This is a genomic window from Butyrivibrio sp. AC2005 (assembly GCF_000424145.1).
In the GTDB taxonomy this organism is placed as follows: domain Bacteria; phylum Bacillota; class Clostridia; order Lachnospirales; family Lachnospiraceae; genus Butyrivibrio.
Window position 1 is genome coordinate 1 of record NZ_AUJI01000049.1, and the last position, 18,883, is coordinate 18,883.

Annotated in this window: 17 protein-coding genes; 8 read left to right on the forward strand and 9 right to left on the reverse strand. The window is 36.7% G+C overall.

All coding sequences use genetic code 11. The annotated features are described in order from the left end of the window. Positions 1-116: 116 nt before the first annotated feature. Together G602_RS0114110 and G602_RS0114120 are read left to right on the forward strand one after the other, a co-directional pair. On the forward strand, positions 117-1,556 hold the full coding sequence (locus G602_RS0114110; protein WP_026657843.1) for an IS110 family transposase: 1,440 nt from the start codon (positions 117-119) through the stop codon (positions 1,554-1,556). Positions 1,557-2,677: 1,121 nt separating this feature from the next. Next, positions 2,678-3,415 carry a J domain-containing protein gene (locus tag G602_RS0114120; protein WP_155829909.1) on the forward strand — a complete coding sequence of 246 codons (738 nt, stop codon included), beginning with the start codon at positions 2,678-2,680 and terminating at the stop codon, positions 3,413-3,415. 132 nt (positions 3,416-3,547) lie between these two features. Here G602_RS0114120 and G602_RS0114125 read toward each other — a convergent pair whose 3' ends face one another. From G602_RS0114125 to G602_RS0114135, 3 genes are all read right to left on the reverse strand, one after another. Next, a complete protein-coding gene (locus tag G602_RS0114125; RefSeq protein WP_026659588.1) occupies positions 3,548-4,315 on the reverse strand; it encodes a hypothetical protein in 768 nt (255 codons plus the stop codon). A 138-nt stretch (positions 4,316-4,453) separates the two neighbouring features. After that, on the reverse strand, positions 4,454-5,404 hold the full coding sequence (locus G602_RS0114130) for a ParM/StbA family protein (protein ID WP_026659589.1): 951 nt from the start codon (positions 5,402-5,404) through the stop codon (positions 4,454-4,456). A 51-nt stretch (positions 5,405-5,455) separates the two neighbouring features. Next, positions 5,456-6,136: a hypothetical protein gene (locus tag G602_RS0114135; RefSeq protein WP_155829911.1), complete on the reverse strand. Its 681-nt coding sequence runs from the start codon at positions 6,134-6,136 to the stop codon at positions 5,456-5,458. A 505-nt stretch (positions 6,137-6,641) separates the two neighbouring features. Between G602_RS0114135 and G602_RS0114140 the strand changes: the two genes are divergently transcribed. From G602_RS0114140 to G602_RS0114150, 3 genes are all read left to right on the forward strand, one after another. Next, entirely contained in the window at positions 6,642-7,193 is a 552-nt protein-coding gene (locus G602_RS0114140; protein ID WP_026659591.1) for a TraY domain-containing protein, read from the forward strand. Then, entirely contained in the window at positions 7,174-9,123 is a 1,950-nt protein-coding gene (locus G602_RS0114145; protein ID WP_026659592.1) for a relaxase/mobilization nuclease domain-containing protein, read from the forward strand. Before G602_RS0114140 ends, G602_RS0114145 begins: the two co-directional genes overlap by 20 nt. Positions 9,124-9,397: 274 nt before the next feature. After that, the gene (locus tag G602_RS0114150; RefSeq protein ID WP_026659593.1) at positions 9,398-10,480 is read left to right on the forward strand and encodes a sigma factor-like helix-turn-helix DNA-binding protein; all 1,083 of its coding nucleotides are present in this window, start codon (positions 9,398-9,400) and stop codon (positions 10,478-10,480) included. A 26-nt stretch (positions 10,481-10,506) separates the two neighbouring features. Here G602_RS0114150 and G602_RS0114155 read toward each other — a convergent pair whose 3' ends face one another. After that, the gene (locus tag G602_RS0114155) at positions 10,507-10,893 is read right to left on the reverse strand and encodes a S24/S26 family peptidase (RefSeq protein WP_026659595.1); all 387 of its coding nucleotides are present in this window, start codon (positions 10,891-10,893) and stop codon (positions 10,507-10,509) included. A 10-nt stretch (positions 10,894-10,903) separates the two neighbouring features. After that, complete coding sequence (locus G602_RS0114160) at positions 10,904-12,187, reverse strand: hypothetical protein (RefSeq protein WP_026659596.1); 1,284 nt, start codon at positions 12,185-12,187, stop codon at positions 10,904-10,906. A gap of 92 nt (positions 12,188-12,279) precedes the next feature. Between G602_RS0114160 and G602_RS0114165 the strand changes: the two genes are divergently transcribed. After that, positions 12,280-12,975, forward strand: coding sequence for a phosphoribosyltransferase (locus tag G602_RS0114165; RefSeq protein WP_026659597.1), 696 nt, complete (start codon positions 12,280-12,282; stop codon positions 12,973-12,975). Between the two features lie 140 nt (positions 12,976-13,115). Next, a complete protein-coding gene (locus tag G602_RS26725) occupies positions 13,116-14,054 on the forward strand; it encodes a hypothetical protein (RefSeq protein WP_049945235.1) in 939 nt (312 codons plus the stop codon). A gap of 183 nt (positions 14,055-14,237) precedes the next feature. Here G602_RS26725 and G602_RS29065 read toward each other — a convergent pair whose 3' ends face one another. Both G602_RS29065 and G602_RS0114180 read right to left on the reverse strand, forming a co-directional pair. Beyond that, positions 14,238-15,125 (reverse strand): HNH endonuclease, encoded by an 888-nt coding sequence (locus G602_RS29065; RefSeq protein ID WP_049945236.1) that lies wholly within the window; start codon positions 15,123-15,125, stop codon positions 14,238-14,240. Continuing rightward, a complete protein-coding gene (locus tag G602_RS0114180; RefSeq protein ID WP_026659598.1) occupies positions 15,109-16,632 on the reverse strand; it encodes an AAA family ATPase in 1,524 nt (507 codons plus the stop codon). Before G602_RS0114180 ends, G602_RS29065 begins: the two co-directional genes overlap by 17 nt. Positions 16,633-17,059: 427 nt before the next feature. Between G602_RS0114180 and G602_RS0114185 the strand changes: the two genes are divergently transcribed. Beyond that, positions 17,060-17,371, forward strand: a complete 312-nt coding sequence (locus tag G602_RS0114185; RefSeq protein ID WP_026659599.1) for a DUF1963 domain-containing protein — start codon at positions 17,060-17,062, stop codon at positions 17,369-17,371. Between the two features lie 22 nt (positions 17,372-17,393). Here G602_RS0114185 and G602_RS26735 read toward each other — a convergent pair whose 3' ends face one another. Next, positions 17,394-18,473: a tyrosine-type recombinase/integrase gene (locus G602_RS26735; RefSeq protein WP_049945237.1), complete on the reverse strand. Its 1,080-nt coding sequence runs from the start codon at positions 18,471-18,473 to the stop codon at positions 17,394-17,396. A gap of 150 nt (positions 18,474-18,623) precedes the next feature. Next, complete coding sequence (locus tag G602_RS0114200; RefSeq protein ID WP_026659600.1) at positions 18,624-18,821, reverse strand: helix-turn-helix domain-containing protein; 198 nt, start codon at positions 18,819-18,821, stop codon at positions 18,624-18,626. Between the last annotated feature and the right edge of the window lie 62 nt (positions 18,822-18,883).

The following is an 18,883-nucleotide window of genomic DNA, read 5'->3' on the forward strand; positions in this document are numbered from 1 at the left end:
GAAAGCTTCCTGTATGATTTAAACAGGGATTGACCTAAAAAGAATACCTCAAGTAAAGTTGGATTGTTACTGACCTGGCAGTTGGTAATAATCCAAGAATACAAGAGGTATCTAACATGAATGCTAAGACAACAAGAAACAAAAATCAAGTCACCAATAGTTTTTCGGTAATAAACACTCTATCAGCCGAAGAAAGACAGTCAAGAATCGATGAACTTCTTAAGACAATGCAGGCTAAGACCTGGCATGATCTTGAAACAACGGGGAAGTTTGATAAGAATGCCAAGCTTTCTTTTATATCGGAGGACATGCTTATAGTAGGATGCGATATAGGCAGTGAAACTCATTATCTGAGAGCTATAGATATACGAGGCAGAGAACTCAGCAAAAAACCATTTTCATTCACGAATAATGAAGAAGGATTTGAAGCTGCAAAGGCATGGATGGTTGAGCTTGCTGCAGTAAATGGCAAAAAGCAGATAGTATTAGGACTTGAGCCTACAGGTCATTACTGGTTCTGTATAGCGACATGGCTTATAAGCAATGGTATCAGTGTTGTACAGGTAAATCCATATGCAGTCAAGCAGACAAAGGAGGTTGAAGACAACAGCCAGTTAAAGGATGACAGAAAAGATCCCAAAGTAATAGCAAATCTGGTAATGAACGGAAACTATGGTATGCCATATCTTCCAGAGGGCATATACGCAGATCTGCGTAGTCTCTCGCTTCTAAGGAGTCAGCTTACCGAGAACAGGATCCGTTGTGCAAACAGGATGCACAGGCTAATGAAAATACACTTTCCTGAATATAAGGACGCATTTGGAAGAGTGGATGGAAGTTTTGCTTTAGAAGTATTAAAGATTGCACCATTTCCAAAGGACATAGTTGCATTGGGTGAAGATGGCATAAGAGAGATTTGGCACAATGCTAAGCTAAGAGGACGCGGCTATAGCAGGGCAGCTGAACTATTCAGATATGCCAGTACAAGCGTGGGAAGAAATGAAGGCGCAGAATACGACAGAGAAGCTGTCAGATGGTTTGTGGAAGAAATGATCTCTCTAGATGAAAAACTGACCACAATAGAGGCAGCTATAAATGCGAAGTGTATGGAAATACCACACGCTGAAAACATTCTTGAAATATCTGGTCTGGGTCAGAACATAGTTGCAGGGATCATATCTTCAATGGGGGATATTGATAGATTTGACGATGTTAAGGAAATACAGAAACTAAGTGGATTAAACCTTGTTGCATGCAGTTCGGGCAAGCATAATGGCGAAACAAAGATAAGCCACAGAGGACGCAAAGAACTGCGAACCTGGCTGTTCCAAGGAGCTAAATCAGTTGTGGCTCATGCTGAAGAATTCCAGTTGATACATGAGTACTACACTACACGGCCCAAGAATCCGCTAAAGAAGATGCAGTCGCTGATAGTCATAGCGTGTAAGCTTCTGAGGATTATATATGCAATCCTCAAGAAAGGCGTTACTTATGACCCTCAAAAGATGCTTGATGATATCAAGAGATTTGAGAATGCTGAGATAGTAGCTGCATAAGTAAGAATCACATTTCCGGAATCCTGCCGAGCTGTTGAATACAGTTCGATAGCTGAGCAGGGTTCCGGATGGTAACCCATTAACAGTAGGGGGAATCTCCTACAAAAACTACCAACATATGTCTTTGATGGATTGCGTCCACCGTTTGCCGGTACCATTCAAGACATAATAGGTCAGTTAGTAAGTACCAAAGACAAACAAGAGCTGTAGCTGGCGGGAGTTCTCTCCATAGGGCATAGACCCTGTTTGAAAGCTTTGCTGGCACTTGGTGTATGAATAGGTGGGACGAAGGAAGTTGGGACACGATCCCTTTAGACACGGAAGGTTCACCATCATAGTTGATCAAAGGGAAAATAGCCTTTATAGAGCAAACAAAGGGATGCTTTATTAGTGCTACCTTCAATCAGCTATTCAGTATATGATATATGACTATTCATCACCTCTGGCTCCTGTTAAAGAGGTATATCAACAAACAAAAAGCTCATAAATACTGAAATTTGAGCTTGAAATTATAGGAAGGCATCCAAATTACAAAAGAAGTGGAGATTACTCTGATAAAAACATGTACTTCCTAGAGAATGAGATAATCTTTGATCAAAGAGCCATGCTTGCAATGACAGTACCCCTCCAGGACCAGGCAGAGTATATACATCCAAGAAACATCGTATCCTGCAACCAACACAATTCTCAGAAGGAGAGAAGTAGTACAAACTCAGAACAAGACAAGCAAAATCAATCTATGGAGTCATCAGTAATAATGCCCGTTGGAGATACATACTGCTATCCCATATATGAAGTCATAGAGCATTTAAAACAGAGCCATAGCAGTTTAAGTGACATAATCACAGTATGCGAAGGTTATGATGGACATTAAGCAGATGATAGAAGAAGACAGTCAGGTTCACCGTGAACCACTGTCTTTTTTTGAAAAGCATCTTTAAGTATTTATTTCTATTGTAGAGGTTAATACTTTGATTTACAGTAAAAAAACCAATGGGTAAGAAGGTACCAACAAAAAGAACTGATGTTTGCGCAAACACACATTCTGTGCTATTATAAATTTCACCGCAAAATCACTACATAAAGAAAATCCATTTTGCGACAGAAAGGCAGTATCTGATATGGCAGAATTAATCACAGTAGCATTTATTTCTCTTGGAATAGCAAGCGAGATTCCTTTCCTTCATTCAAGTGGTCAAGAATTTGCATTTGCAGCAATTCAAACAATAACCTGGCTTATTCTAAACCGCCTCAGATACATTGGTGCAATACTCAGATCCCTATTGGCATTTACAGTTTCAGTTTGTATATCCTTTTTGTTCTTTAAATGGCTGACAACAAACTCCATACACCTTTGGATCATTTCCGTTATATTGTTTGTCGTATGGTTCATCCTGCATCATGAGGACCTGTATTGCAATTGGGAAGGATTTGATACCTACGATCCCATAGGATTTATTGGTAAGAGAGTTGCAAAAAGATTTGGAATCCATAAAAAGGAAAAGATCATCTATGGCACCTACTACTCATATAAAAGTAATAGCACTTATGAAAGCCATGATAGTAGCTATACTTCTTCAGGCTATGAAAACAGGCAGAGGAAATCATATAGTAAAACAGCCAACAGTGAATATGATAACACTTCCCAAAACTCATCTAACGAGTCAAAAGGATCCAGTAATTATGCGAATCAGGCTACAGTTACTAACACATTTTTTGCTGGCTGCAATACTCTGAATGAGATAAGGCATAGATATAGAGTACTTGTTAAAAAGTACCATCCTGACAATGGTGGAAATACAACAGATTTCTCTAACTTGCAAAATGCCTATGCCAGAGCCTGTAAGGCATTTTGCTAAATAGTTCTATCAGCAAAATAATTAACTCCCTAAGACAAAAGATAACACTCTTGTGTCCTAGGGAGTTGTTTTGGTATATAAATTATTTTGTTTAAGGTGTTTTGATATTTAACCATATGGGTTATGTGGCTATTAAGCTGATGTTCTCTTGTTTTTTTTATTCTTTTTAAAGTTTTTCATTGCTTTTCGTTTTCTTATATAGCCATCAATTTTTCGTATATTTGAAAAAAAGAAGATTACTATGGTAAATACTAATGAAATACCTGTAGCAATCTCGAAGGGAATTACATAAGCTGCAGGCAAGACATTGTATATAATAGATATACATACTGCTATACTAATAAAAAATGTAGCTGTTTTTTGCTCAAGAGTCATTCCAAAAAATAAATCATTATTATGATCCTTTTCTTCATCTCTAATAGGAGAAACTAAAGGGAAAAAGATACCTAAAATAAGAACTATGCAAGCCAGGGAGACGCTGGTATCTATTTTTATCCAAAAGATGAGAGCAGTAGCGATAAGTGCTAATATCCATAACCGTTCGCGATCTGACTGTTTTAGAAGATCGGTTTCGTTATTTTTGGTTAAAATTGTTTGATATATTTTTTCTATAATTCGTCCGTCAAAAATAGTAATTACTGTGAAAATGATACCATTCAACAAGGAAATGTTCCCGGTTAATCCGGAATCTATTGCTAAATAAAAGACCATTGATAAAGAAAAAACGATTGCAGTTAATAAAACATAATTCATATACTGCATAAAAACACCACCAATAACAAATACGGATGAAGGACCGTTCTTGTCTTTGTCATGTTTCCATATTAGCAATAATGAAATCAATATGACTGATGTCTCTAGAAGAGCAATTATTATTGTATATAATACGGTTTTATCCACTTTTTTATCCTCCACAAAACTTTTTCTAAACAATAATTCTATCAAAAAAAGTATAAATGTAAATAATATATCGTTATTGTGGATGAATCTTATTCCTATACTACAATACAAAATTATATATATGGTTATCTATAATGTTTAGAATATTCTCTTTTTTGTTCCAAGCAAAAATCCTACTGCATTTGTAAATTCCCCTTCCTCCGAAAGACAGCTAAGGTCAACCCAGGGAAATACATCTTCGATCTCTTCTTTTAGAAGGGCAGAAGTACCACCTGTAAACACAACCTTCATATTTTCAAGCGGCCAGCCATTCTTTTTGCATTCATTAAAAATGCGAACCACATGAGCTCTTTTATTACGCTTGATGATCTGTGCGCTTACCTCTGGAGCACTGTGAATAAAGCCATCTCGCATGATCTTATCCATCAAAATATCTGAAAGCGACACTTCACACGCTGACTCTAATTCAGCCTTAACTCTTGCAAAGAGTACGTGCCCACCTTCCTCTAATGTAAACATTGAATTAACATCATTTTTAGGGATCATTTCATCATAGATGCAGCAATTTGCATTTAATCCGCCAATGTCAATCACACCAATAGTATCATTCCCATAGATCTCAGGATGCATATGGATCATGCCTGATGACTCCGGAAAAACAAAGGACCTCTTAATAGTAAACTGAGTTGGCTTTCTGTTAACTGTAATATTAACCTGCTTCCCATGCGGAACAAGGAATTCTTTGTAGTTCTTCCTTGCTGCAGGATTCATATATATTGAAAGAGGGCATCCAACACCAACGTTAACCTGATCTCCATTACCTACAAGATTTGCTATAGCAGCATAAGTAGCAATCCTGTGAATATCAGACTTTTTACTCCTGTCAGGATTCCATGTAACAGCCTGCCTGCCAAGAAGGTATCTATTTCCTTCATATTGAACAGAATAGCTTTCTGAATCACCAAGATTTTCTTTACCTTCATCCATACGGGTAAGGAATTTTAGTTTATTAACTTTGCCATCAGATCCTTCAATACATGCCTTTGTTGCATATTTTCCGCTATCTACAGCCAATGTTTTTATAGTCATATAACCACCACCTTTATTTTCAAAACTCTTTTCTAAATCTTTCTGCTAAAATCATCTATTGGTTTCATAAATACTCTTCATGATAAATTCCTCAAACGTTTGCTTATCCATGTCAGGGTAAGATCCACCATAATAGGAGATGACTTCTTCATACAAGGAGTCATAATCGCCTTCACCTTCAAGTTCTTTCCAGTATACCAAGGCACCCTGCCGCTTATCTTCAGGGCATGAGGAAAGGATAAATTCTTTTGCGAAATCGATCATCCTGATTCGTAAAACATCCTCAGATACCGGAAATACATTTGAATCTTCGGTAGCACATATGAAATGTGGATCTAAGCTGATATTATTCGTGCTATCATTTTTAATCCCGTGATTTGTATTATCGTCAGACAACAAATGAGAATTATCCCGGAATTCATTTTTTGTTGAGGGGCTTTCTTCCGGAGACGCTTTTGTTATTTTATGACGCTTCCCTACAGATCTTGATGAGAGCTTCGCGGGAGTCTCAGTGGGTCTGAAATATTCTGATTCTCCCGTAAGCGTCTGCAAAAACCGGTCTACATTCTTGCTATCCCATCCGGCACCATATTCACATTCCAGGTAAGTCAATAATTCTGAAATGAAATATGTTTTCTTGTGATCAAGCCGTCCGAGGAATTCGTATGCAATTTTCTGATTTGGGTTATCAAGGCAGAAGCCCATAGTCACCCGCTTTTTCTCTCTTCGCATATAATTCCTTTCGTTGTTTCCCACAGTAGAAATACATACAAATCACACTTTTTGAAACTAAGTCGCACATTTTTTATAAAAATCGTTCCAAAGTACCAAAAGTCGTATTTCTATGGTTCATGTACGACTACCAAATATTATGTCCACAATCCATAAAACAAGTGAGACTTATGAAAATACCCATGAAATATGACAATAGATTATGGGAATAAATTTTATAGGAAATGTAGTTCAGCTCCGATAATTGACTTTGTAATACAGTATTCCTCAATAAACGATATTTCTTTTACAAGCACAGACAGCAATGGAAAAACGGAGCAGTTCCTGCTCGTTTTACCATCGCTGTCGCTTGCCAGGGCTACCCGCCCTGGACCTGGTTGGTTATGCTTCGCACAACCAAAGATTCCATCCCACTACATATTCATAGACTCCAAAATCCTTTCTCCATAGGTATTTCAATTATGGAAAGTCAGAGAAGAATATTTTAGAAGGGGAGGAGACGAGCATGGCTACAAGGAAATTATCTGTGCCACTTTCAGAAGAAACATACGAAGAACTAAGCAGTGCATCAAAGGATGCAGGTCGCACCAAGGCAGCCTATGTAAGGCAGATTATTGAAAAAACATTGGGAGTATATAAACCAAAAGACTACTTGGAAACAAAGTGTGATATCAGAATAACTATTAGCAAAGGCAAGCTGGAAATAATAAAAGAGAGAGCTGGCAAGTGCAATAAGTCTATACCAGAGTATCTTTCCGATGTAGCAACAGGTGAACTGCCGGATGCAGTCAGTGTTACGGTAAATGATCTGTATTTTATGGCATTAAGATTATCAGAACTTACTGAAGATATGACGGTAATGTGTAAAGAGCTACGGCATACAGGTGCTATTGATTGTGATGATATCACATGCATAAAGCAGAATCTTACTAACATAAATAGGTTGTTCGAAACTGGCTTCAAATATGAACTTAGCGATAGAAATAAAATATGCAGGGAAGTGAAAAAAGAAATATTAAGAAGGGTATTCCAAAAAAATGGCAGTACTAAGAGTTAAGAATTACCATACCGGAAAAGCCGTAAGTAACAGCCTTGCATATGCTAATGATTTGAACAAAACTATAACACCTGACATAACGGAAAATACTATTGACGATGAAATAATAAATGCTTTGAACTATTCTCAGAATATGGATAAAACCAGCTATGGCGAAAATGAAAAAGAAATCCTTATTTCAGGACATAACTGTAATTACAAGCTTGCATATGAAGTATTTAAGCAGTCTCGCGAGAATTATTATAACAAAGGGCATAAAGAAAACCTTTCCCAGGCAAAAGTAAAAAAGCTCTTGCGCGTAAAAGCTGATGCAAACGGCAATTATCTATATGATAAAAACGGAAATCTTATTCCGGATGATAAAGGCATCGTATATAAGGATCCCGATACCGGAAAGGCTGTCTACATAGAAAGTATATATGAAAAACAGGCAAGGCTTGGATATATGTGGGTAATGAGTTTTCCCGGAGAAAAAGAGCTGGGATATAAAATATCACCTCAGACCATTCACGAAATAGGCATGCGTTTTTGTAGAGAATATCTTCAGGATTATGCTGCAACCATATCAACGCACATGAATACGGAGCATTGTCATAATCACATAGTGAGTTGTGCGTATGCCTTGGATGGAAGTCATAAATACCGAGATACAATGGCTGCCCTGAAAGCAGCAAGGAAGCTTTGTGATGACCTTTCCATTGAATACGATATTCCCATAATACTCAGGCCGGGGGAAGGGAAAAGCATAAGAAGAGAAGAGTGGGATAAGATCAATCAAGGATGCAGCTGGAAACAGATGATGCGTGATGATATAAAACTTGCGGCATCACTTGCAAAAAATTTTGACGAGTATAAAGACCTTATGCAGGAAGCGAGCTACACCATAAGAGAGACCAGAAGTCATCTGACATACAGATTCAAAAACGAGGGTACAGGAAAGGAATATGCATGCAGGGATAATAAGCTTCTTATATCAGCTGATTCATTTGATTATACAAAAGAAGGAATAATCAAATATCTTGATGGAATCGATATAGAATATGAGATTTTTAACAAGAAGGTGGAGCGTGAACTTGAGGACATAGCAAGGAGTCAGGCAAATGCAAAATTAAAAAACATAATCAAAGTAATACGGATGTCGCCACATGGCAAGCATATTCAGCGTTACAATCTTGATGAGAAGAGAAGATCGTTACTGGTCCAGTTTCTTGTAGAGCTTCTTAAGGCTATAACCATCTTAATAGAGGTACTAAAGATTGCACTTTCACATGAAAATGAAATCCAAAGCAGGCAAAATCTGAATAGTCTTGAAGAAAAAGCTGCATCTATAGAAAGAACTCTGAATACCCTTGATAATCATGACATTATGACGGAGGAAGATCTTAGCAGAGCCATAAATCAAAAGGGGATAGAAATATCAATCCATAGGAAGGAAGTATCAAAGCTTCAAAAAGAGGCTGAGGAGTTAAGCAACCTTCTCAGAAAAATGGACGAGTTTCAATTGTGCATGGAGGCTATTACAGCTAAATCAGGTGGTAGGGGAGAAGAGGAATTAAGATACATTGACGAGAGATTACAGACGCTGACAAAAGAACTTAAGGCGCATGGTATTGACATAACGCAGTTAGAAAATGCAAGGCTGAATATCCAGCGGAAAATAAGACATTTCGAGCAAAAAGGAGCACAGCTGAAAAAGCTTGGTATAGAGTATCGTGATTTAAAAAAGGCTGAATATGTAATATCTCAGGCTAAAGGTAAAAACTTCCTAGATGGATATGGCATAGATGAGATAAGAAAAACTTTAGATCCAATAAACCAAAATATTCCAATTCCGGATAAGACAAGCCTGGATAATAGCAATAGTAAAAAAATAGAAGATGAGTATAAGAAAATGACTAGGAAACGAAGACATAAAAGGAAGCTTTCTTAGCTCCGTATTAACCAGTGACAACAGAAAACGTCAAACATTTGAAATCAAAAAATACATATAAAGTGTTAAATGAGTAATAAATAATGATTAAAAACTATTGACAAACTATAAATGTATGTTATATCATTTGCGCTTGGGTCTGAAATTAAAAACAAAAATCCGCATAAATTGTGGATCTTTTCATATTGTTAAATTGTGGCTACAAGTAGACTATTCCCATAGTTATGCAATTAATAGTTTTAATGGCGTTTATATTATGAGGAAAGGAGTCTTTATGAGATCTAATAGCACTGAAAATGAGGGGTTTATTAGTAAGTCAAGATCAGAAAAATACACGAAAAGTGAAAGGCTGGGAATAGTCAAAGCAGTAGCCAGGGACACTAATGGAAAAGTTTGTGAGCTTCTTCTTAAAATGCTATCTTTGCATGTACAAGATGAAGAAGTAGGAAAGCTGATAGAAGAAAACCATATAACAGTGACCTATGAGAAGATTGAAGAGATACCTGCAAAGGTAAATCTCGAAAAGGATCAGGAATATGCCCTTATAGCAGGTCTCCAAAGAGGTATTGATTCTGATTTCTGTATGAAGCATATAATAAAGCATTATCATATCCAGCAGAGTGTAAATATCAGAAAGAATGTGCCGACAATTGACAAGAGCCAGCTAAGCGATATTACCGATGAGCTTATGTGTGAAGCAATGCTTAAATATTTTGATCTCAGAAAAAACACTTCACTTGTGTCACTCTTAAACTCGGCAGTTCCTAAAATGGCACTTCGAGAATATGTGTTTAATGAACATATAAACGGAAAGAGATATCCGGAATACAGGCGAAACCAGATGACCAAAATAAAGAATTACTTATTCGACAGATGTGGGGATCTGGACAATGTAAAATCAGAGGATATACAAGCCTGCTATGAGGAGATAGGAAAAAAGTACGACATCTCAATGATGGATATCATGGATATATGGTCAGATCTTATGTCAAAGAGCACAACTTTATATAGAGAAGCTGAAGAGAGGGATATTCTCGAAAGTACTGATACGGAGAAGATAGTTAACACAACAGCGTCTCTGGAAGACTGCAAATCGGCAGAAAATCATGTAGTAGCAACATATATGGCATCAAGAATACTTGAACTTGTTAAGAGCCTTTCATACCAGGAAGAAGCCATTCTTGTTTACAGATACGGACTTCTTGGAAAAGAGCAGCTTACAAGAAATGAGATTGCAAGTGAACTTGGTCTGGAACTGAAAGAACTTCATAGCATTGAAAGAAAAGCTATGAACCAGCTTAAGAAAGTGATCTTGAATGAGGAACCCGAATTAAGGGATCTGATAAACTATGCATAAAAAATGCTGCCCTTAGGCAGCATCAATCATGTAAATACATGAATCACTTTATAGCGAATAAGTTCTTTTGGAACGATGGGATCAAAAAAAGAGTTGTTATCCCCTTTAAATACAGCATTGCACCCATCAAACGACACCAGTCTGTGAATAACAAGCCGTTTCCCACTTTTATAAACACCAATAATTCCGGGGGATATATCCCCCTCCTTGATAATCTTTGCAGAAACAAAAGTTCCTGCAGGGATTTCTGGTTCCATGCTCTCAGTCGGGACATAAAAAATCCTATACCCAAGAAATGAAGGAACATGATACATTAAGGTGCTTAATATGAAGACTGCAATTATTGAAATTAGCAAAAACCATTTAACGGCATGACTAATTCGGTATATATTTTTAATTGTTTTTCCTGTCATAAATCCCCCTTCAATCCAAAGCCTTTTCATAAGGGATAATTTCGAAGTCTGCTTTTGAAGGGAGCATGGATCTCATAATGGATGACACCATAATTACACAGCCTATCACCAATAATGCCATGAGAGAGCAGAGAATATAAGCCTTCATATAACTCTTTTGATAGCAGTAAGCACAATACTTATCGCCTTCCTTAAGAGAGTAAATATCAGCCTTGTCAAAAGACATGTTTATTCCAAGCTCTGGGAAAGATATTACGCCGGAAGCTGGCACATACATCTCATCCATGTAAGTTTTTCCACCATCTATGGAGATCTCAATAACAGCATCAGCTGCTTTTCCACCTTTAAGGACATTTACGGCTAAAGAGACATTCTTATCCTTCATTAGATCATATAGGTAGTCTGAATCATTGATACATGAAAGGGACATCTCTACACTGCTGTCGCCAACGTGATTGATAATCACATCTGTCTTTGGATCCGGAATAGATGCCATATAGGTATCACCACGGATAAAAGCTGATCCATCGACTGCCTTTTCAGCATAAAAATATGCTGTCAAACCGGTATCTGAAAAATTTCCATCAGCATTTTTCTCATAAATATCGATAGAACCTCGCAAAGGGACAGCCTTTTCTTCTGACCAGTTTGTACCCCCGTCCAGTGAATACTTGATCGATGCAGAACCCGCAATTCCCGGTGTTATAACTTGTATTACTAAATCATATCGTTTGACCTGGCTACCGCATATCGCCACCATACCGCTACCATTACCTTCGTGCCTTATTGTGAAATCTGACTCGTAAGGTACATCTGTAGTGGGACTACCCATAGAACTCTCAAAACTACTTTCACTCATCTCGGAGTTATTACTAACTAATCCGGTATGAAGATCAATGGCACCACCTTTTTCAAGTGTAAAATCCTCAGGATATTCGAAGGAATAGGTTCCCGTATTATCCTCAGTGCAAGCTATTTCTGCGACTGAGTAGTTTCCCTCATTTACATAACAGTGTTGCGAGAAACCATTTTCCTTATACAGAGTGAGTCGATAAATCGCAGCTGTATCTGTGTTCTTAACATCGACATAAATTGGGAAAATAAAGCCTTCGGGCACATCTGCCGTGAAATTAATCTGCGATGAAGTCTCATCTGCCATTGAAGTTGTAAGAGCATCAATAACACAAAGCTCATCACCACATGACTCATCGGCTGCGTGGGCTGTTGATGAGCCCATGCCAACACACAAAATGACCATTACGGCCATCATAAGAATTGAAAACATCTTTTTCATAAAACATTACCTTCCATAAATTATTCTTCACTTATTGAAATACCTAAAGGATGGCAAATTTTTATGAAAACACATAAATAGAAAGGCAATATATGAACAATAATAAAATATACTCATTATCAACCTACCACAAATACTGGATTGACAAAGAAAACGAGATACAAAATCCCAATTTTGACGACTTTAGCAGGCAGATACTTGCCCTCAAAGGAAAAGATCCTGAAGCAATAGAATATTTTTTTGAAATCCTAAACGAGGAATTTCCCGAGAAAATAGCCATATGTGCAGTTCCTTCCAGTACACCCGGGAAAACAGATACAGGAATAACAAACCTAGCCAAGAAATTGACTTCTGAGAAAAACAGAATCGACAGAGTGAACTTCCTTATAAGGACCCAGGAAATACCTAAACTTGCTTACGGCGGAAATAGAGATCAGACAGTTCATTATCAGAGTATTGACACAGAAAAGGAAATATCCGTAAAAGGGATGACCATTTTTCTGCTGGATGATGTAACAACAACCGGCAATTCCTTAATTGTATGCAAAGAAAAGCTCCTTCGTAGAGGAGCTGCAACAGTAATTATGGTTGCTTTGGGGCAAACAGATGATTATGGTGTAGATTACAATTATGAATCAGTTAATTTGTTAGAAATCCTTGAAAGCACCATTATTTTCATGATCTGGCTTATATCATTTATATGGGGAATGATAAAGAAAATACTTTCAAATGATGTTATCCTATTTGTCATACTTATAGTTCTGTGGCACATATTGTTTGATTGGTAATCCATATATATTATTTTCTAGTGTATAAATGAATGGGCCATTAAATTTAAGTGGTAAGTATTATATGGCGGCGCCCGCTGCTGAGCAGCAAACATCTTAGGAATATGTTATAATAGCTATACAAATACGGAGAGTTATAGATGAGCAATAGTAATACACCATATGATGACGCGTTTAGAACGTTATTGACAGATTGTAGCAGACTTATTATTCCAATAGTTAATGTCATGTTTGGGGATAATTACACATTGGATGAGATAGTGAGTTTGTTTCAAAATGAGTTTTTCATAACCGAAGGTGGTGAAGAAAAACGTATTACAGATTCGAATTTTCGAATTGGTAATAGATCAAAGTATAGATATCATATAGAATGTCAGTCAAGTAGTGATGGGACAATTATAGTAAGAATATTTGAATATGCTACACAGATAGCAATATCGACAGCAATTTCAGATGGAAAAAGTACAAGGTTTGATTTGCCAAAATCAGGGATTTTGTATCTGCGTTCAAATAGTAATACCAAAGAGCATACGATTATCGTAAATGCTCCTAATGGAAAAAGTCTTTCATATACTGTGCCGGTAATTAGAATAGCAGATTACTCATTAGAACAACTTCTAGATGAAGGGCTCTGGTTTTTGATACCATTCTATTTCTTCAATTATAATCTGGATGAAATGGATAATTCAGACGATATGATAAATGAGATGGTAGAAAAATATACCACATTGTGGCATAAATTGGACGAGTATGTAGAGGTAGGCAAAATAACAGAGTTCGAGAAGAGTGCCATTAAAGCTATGTGTGATAAAGTGGCGGAGGCATTATCACTAAAGCACGCTAATGTGCAGAAAGGAGTGATGAGAGTTATGGGCGGACAGGTTTTAGACTATGAAGCAAAGAGAATTTATAGGGAAGCAACTGAAAAGACAAAGAAAGATGATGCTTTAGAAGCTGTGCAAAATATGATTTCTTTCGGTGTTTCGAAAGAAAAAATATTGACCAAATATTCGCAGGATATCTATGAGGAGGCTTTGAGAATTTTAGAGTCTGCCTCTAATGAACTTAAGGAAATGTAAAGCGTTGGTGAAAAAGCTCTTGGGAATTGGATTCCAAGAGGGTGATTACAAAAGCACCGTCGGGAGATTTGAATATCTTACCCGGCGGTGTTCTTTTTGCTGCGCGGAGTTATGCGAATGATAACCATTTATTCAATTTGTATTTTGTTGTTTCTACATTTACCAATATATATATATGAGGTATCAATTATTTATTGGCTTAGGGTCCTTTGAGACAATATCCACTAACTCCTGATAATATATATCACTATCCAATAAGCATTCATATAATGCAGTTGAAAAGGAATTTTGATTAGCATGTTTACAGCTAATATAGCGATTATAAAGAGCATCATGTACAAGAGTTCTTTTTTTCGCCTCTGTTTTCCCTTTTCGTACTTGTTCAAGCATAGTGAGTTGTATATCCTTAAACGTTGTTATTGCATATGCTTTGTATGAAGTGTTGATATAAAAAGCATCAAAGCTGGATTCTATTAATTCAGCATTTTTTTCTCCCACGTGTTCGCTAGGTATTTGTACATAGTAATTAATTCGCTGCTTTTTGTTCTTTATCCCCAAGTACTCAGCATAAAGCCATCTAAAATCAACAGGATTATCATAGTACGGATGCCATAGGACAATATCTTTTTTTACATTTTTATGTGTATTACAAAAAGAGCACGATGGTACCAAGTTTATAGGTGTGACGGTGGTTCCTAAACTTTTGGATTTTTCCAATACGTGATCCAATGTAGTTGCAGGACCTACCTCACAATATGGGCATATTGCATCAACACCAACCAGTTCTTCGTAATAATCACGTGCCTCCCATCCGTCATGTTTTAGTCCGGAGTTATATAGATACTTCATATTATCTGCGGTCAGGTTGTATGGCTTGATGTCAGACTCGGTCAAATACTTAAACTTATCTAGATTTCCATTTGAAGCATATACTTCATAGTCTTGTTCTTGCTGGATTATAAGAGGCAGAATATTGGCGAAATTTTCTCGAAGAGCCTTTTCTTTCTTATGTTTAAAGCATTTTGGAAAAACCTCGGCAACTTTTAAGGAGGTTTTACTGATTTTCTGCATTTTTTCTCTCTTCCTCCTCATATATAAACATTCTAAGAAGGTCCTGAGCTTCAAATCCAATGGAATAATTATAAGAAGCCATTATATGTTCAAAGCTTTGTCTGGATTTAGCTTCTTCTTCCATTTTTTTAAAATAACCACTACTTCGAAGCTCATGTCCGAATATATCTCTGGTTATAGTGCCAATGTTTTCTCCATAGGTCTGGATTCCTGGTCTTTTAGCAGATAAGGAGCTGTTCCTTCTGTTAATTCTATAAACACAATTCGTAGGAACTTCTTGAAGTATAACCGGAGAATGCGTAGCAATGATAGCTACTCCATTTATTACATTTAATATCTTCTTTAATGATTCAAGGAAAATCGCAACAAGCGGTGGATGAAGATGTGTTTCGGGTTCATCCATAAAAACTACAGTTTGTTGATCTACATATGCGATAAGCTGTGCTAATGTCAATAAAACAATTTTATGTCCGCTACTTAGTTCGGCAAAGAAATTGACACAGTTAATTATAAAGTCATGAGGATTATTTTCGATATTTGTGTATGATGTATCTTCAATGTTTTTTAGAGAAGCCTCTTGCATGCTAACACCATTAAAAGAATTGATCGCATCTAACATTTTTATGGTTTCAGCCCATAGATAAGTTCTTTTTTTATTGCATAATTTCTCAATTGCACAAGAAAGGTCATCTTTCAAATTATCAACAGTTTTGTTTTCGATATTATTTCCAACAGTTTTCTTTAAACCTATCACTTTGTGTTCTGGTTTATTTTCGTCTACGCTGTTATTTTGATTGTTTTCGATTACTCTCAGCATGTCTCCGGAATCAAAAGCACTAAAAGAAACAAAAATAGCAGTAGAGAGCACAGCGTTATTTTGGTCTATTCGAGGATAAAAACTTCGATCACCATTAACAAAAGCACTAAACATTTTTTCCAAACATTTTGTTTTTCCTACGCCATTTTCACCAATCAAAACATGAATATTACTTGCAGGCTTGCTATCAGGGTCAACGTCGAAATCTAATATCGTATTGTTTTGCTCATTTAGGATATAACTGTAATTGAAAGCTGTAGGCACAGCTTTGTGCTCTGCTAATGGCTTCAACTCCCTAAATAAAAATGTTGAGCTTGATCCCCTAAGAAGCGAATCTCTAGTTGCACGATGTTCACAATATTTAAAGTAAATATCAGTATTGAAGGCCATGTCATTAAGCATATTTAACACTTTTATAGCCCTATTATGATTAAGAATTTTGTATAGGTTTTTATAATATTCGGGTGATCCAAGAGAAAAGAAATTCTCTGTAAGTTCATTGAAAGTCGGGGGAAGTTCAGTTGGACCCTCATCATAATTTGCGTCAGCAATTTGAACGATACCTAGTTTATGAGGTGTTCCATTTTCATAGTAAGTTGCTGTAAATGTTGTTTTGAAACCATAGTCATCCCATGTATCGCGTTTCAGGAGAATTGAATTATTAATAACTTGTGCAGACGAGAATATCATAGCGGCAGGTATTCCTCTCTAGTTATGTTTATGTGTTGTAAATCCATTAATAGTAAAAATATCTGAGTATCTATTTGTCCAAACAAAATCATATCATGTTTTGCCTACTGTGCACATATGAGAAAGATTGCTTGTATACATTGGCACCTTAAGCTGTAGTGATGAAGGCTGTCGCCGATTCTAGACTCTGGCGATGGCTTTTTTATTAAAGGATAACCATTTACACCATTAAAATATGGGCTCTTTTACTTGTTTTTATAAAGTACAATATACGTCCAAATGATTTTGTAATATGAAAACATAGACAGAATAATGGGGAATGGAGATTCTTTTGAAGTATTGCTCATTTTTCAGTCGATTCAATAAGGTTATGAACAAGAAATTTTTGAAAGGATAGTATTATGTTTGAAAGGATTTAAAGAATTTTGTGTTAACTGTTGTAAATATTTGGAAGCATGCATACTTCCCTTTCGATGGCTGCTATGGCATATGCTTTGAGGACGGAATTGACTATGAGCTCTCTGAAGATGAGGATGATGATGAACATACTACCAGCGGCGGTAAGCTCCTTGGATATCCCTTTTTCACCCAATATGATCCCCGTGAAGATGGCGAATATGAAACCCTTCTGTTCCAGATGGATTCCACTTTCGGTGAAGCCTACGAGATTATGTGGGGCGACGCAGGAATTTGTAACTTCTTCATAAACGAAGAGGATCCAATTCTAGGCTTGATGTAAAGACAGCTTTTTTAGAGGTGGTCTATAGAGAAGAGTCCTTATCCATATTATAAATATCAATCTCCACAGCCATCTGCTTGCGCTTTTCATCTATAGCAGTATAATGCTTTGAAGTTGTATTAATATCCTTATGTCCCAGGATACTGGCAACCATATAGATATCTCCGGTATTATTATAAAGCGATGTCCCAAAGGTCCTTCTTAGGGTATGCGGCGTAAGTCTCTTATTATAACCGGCTTTTTTGCCATATTTCTCTATCATTTTTTCAACACTTCTAAGAGATAAGCGCCTATGCTTAAGTGATATGAAAAGAGCAGAATCTTCTTCGTCCTGCAGAAGGACAGGACGTTCAGTGCTGATATAATCCTTCAGAGTATTCCTGATCATTTCATTAATCTTAAGTTCATCCGCAGCGCCACCTTTCCGGACAATAGTGATGGTATTGGTCTCAAAATCCACATCGGAAAGATCTAAACCAACACATTCTGATACACGGATTCCGGTACGCAATAGCAGAATAATAATAGCAAGATCCCTTTTGGCAGTCTGCTCAGATAACATGCGGGAGTGATAAGAATCCACATTAGTTTCAGATACAGCTTTTACAAGCTGCTTTACCTGCTCTTCATTGAGTCTGCGAATTTCCTTATTATCATTGTCCGTTTTTTTGGAGACTGCTTTTATAGTCGGATCCTCAGTCAGATAATCATATCTGATGAGATATTTAAAATATTTTCGCAGAGCAGCCATTTTTCTAGCAATGGCACTCGAACTAGCAGGCTTCACAACTCCATTTGTCTTTTTATGACCTGCAGCAATATAAATCTGATATTCTGTAATATCCTGATGAGTAAGCTTCTTCACCACATCTATAGTTATATCCTCAATCTCCAGCTTTTCGCAGATAGGATTTGTTTCCTTTATATACTGATAAAAAAACAATATGTCATGCGCATAATTATAGGCAGTATTTATTTGAGAATTAAGTATGCACTCATCAATAAAACCATGAGCATGCTGCGGAAGTAGTTCCTTTACCTGAACCGTAGCATCCTTGCGCTTTTGATATAAAGAGTTGTAATATGCGGAATTTTCTCCCATAATTTATATCTCCAAATTCACTTCAATAAAGATGGATTTATTGCACCAATAATTATTATACAATAACATCCTCTTCATATGGAACCAAACACCAAGCTTTTAAAACAAGAACCATAACTGAATGCATACCCATCTGACACATAGAACTCATTACTCCTCAACGAATTCCATAATATCTTCAACCTGGCAGCCAAGAATAATACAAAGCTTATTTATTGTATCTACACTTACAGGCTGATTTTTCTTTAGTCGATCCAGGGATGAGTTGCTGATTCCGGAATGAAGAAGCTTATATTGTGAAACTTCATTTTTTTTCATATATGCCCAGAGCTTATCGTAAATAATCATAAATTCACCAAGCATTCCTATTGATTTCACTTCAATGATGCACTACAATGCTTTTAAAGGAT

Coding starts and splice junctions, on each gene's coding strand:
- G602_RS0114135 (WP_155829911.1), bottom strand. CDS start 6,136: ATGCGAAGAGAGAAAAAGCGGGTGACTATGGGCTTCTGCCTTGATAAC.
- G602_RS0114200 (WP_026659600.1), bottom strand. CDS start 18,821: ATGATTATTTACGATAAGCTCTGGGCATATATGAAAAAAAATGAAGTT.
- G602_RS26725 (WP_049945235.1), top strand. CDS start 13,116: ATGAGCAATAGTAATACACCATATGATGACGCGTTTAGAACGTTATTG.
- G602_RS0114145 (WP_026659592.1), top strand. CDS start 7,174: ATGGCAGTACTAAGAGTTAAGAATTACCATACCGGAAAAGCCGTAAGT.
- G602_RS0114140 (WP_026659591.1), top strand. CDS start 6,642: ATGGCTACAAGGAAATTATCTGTGCCACTTTCAGAAGAAACATACGAA.
- G602_RS0114150 (WP_026659593.1), top strand. CDS start 9,398: ATGAGATCTAATAGCACTGAAAATGAGGGGTTTATTAGTAAGTCAAGA.
- G602_RS0114160 (WP_026659596.1), bottom strand. CDS start 12,187: ATGAAAAAGATGTTTTCAATTCTTATGATGGCCGTAATGGTCATTTTG.
- G602_RS0114110 (WP_026657843.1), top strand. CDS start 117: ATGAATGCTAAGACAACAAGAAACAAAAATCAAGTCACCAATAGTTTT.
- G602_RS0114165 (WP_026659597.1), top strand. CDS start 12,280: ATGAACAATAATAAAATATACTCATTATCAACCTACCACAAATACTGG.
- G602_RS0114130 (WP_026659589.1), bottom strand. CDS start 5,404: ATGACTATAAAAACATTGGCTGTAGATAGCGGAAAATATGCAACAAAG.
- G602_RS29065 (WP_049945236.1), bottom strand. CDS start 15,125: ATGCAGAAAATCAGTAAAACCTCCTTAAAAGTTGCCGAGGTTTTTCCA.
- G602_RS0114120 (WP_155829909.1), top strand. CDS start 2,678: ATGGCAGAATTAATCACAGTAGCATTTATTTCTCTTGGAATAGCAAGC.
- G602_RS0114155 (WP_026659595.1), bottom strand. CDS start 10,893: ATGACAGGAAAAACAATTAAAAATATATACCGAATTAGTCATGCCGTT.
- G602_RS26735 (WP_049945237.1), bottom strand. CDS start 18,473: ATGGGAGAAAATTCCGCATATTACAACTCTTTATATCAAAAGCGCAAG.
- G602_RS0114180 (WP_026659598.1), bottom strand. CDS start 16,632: ATGATATTCTCGTCTGCACAAGTTATTAATAATTCAATTCTCCTGAAA.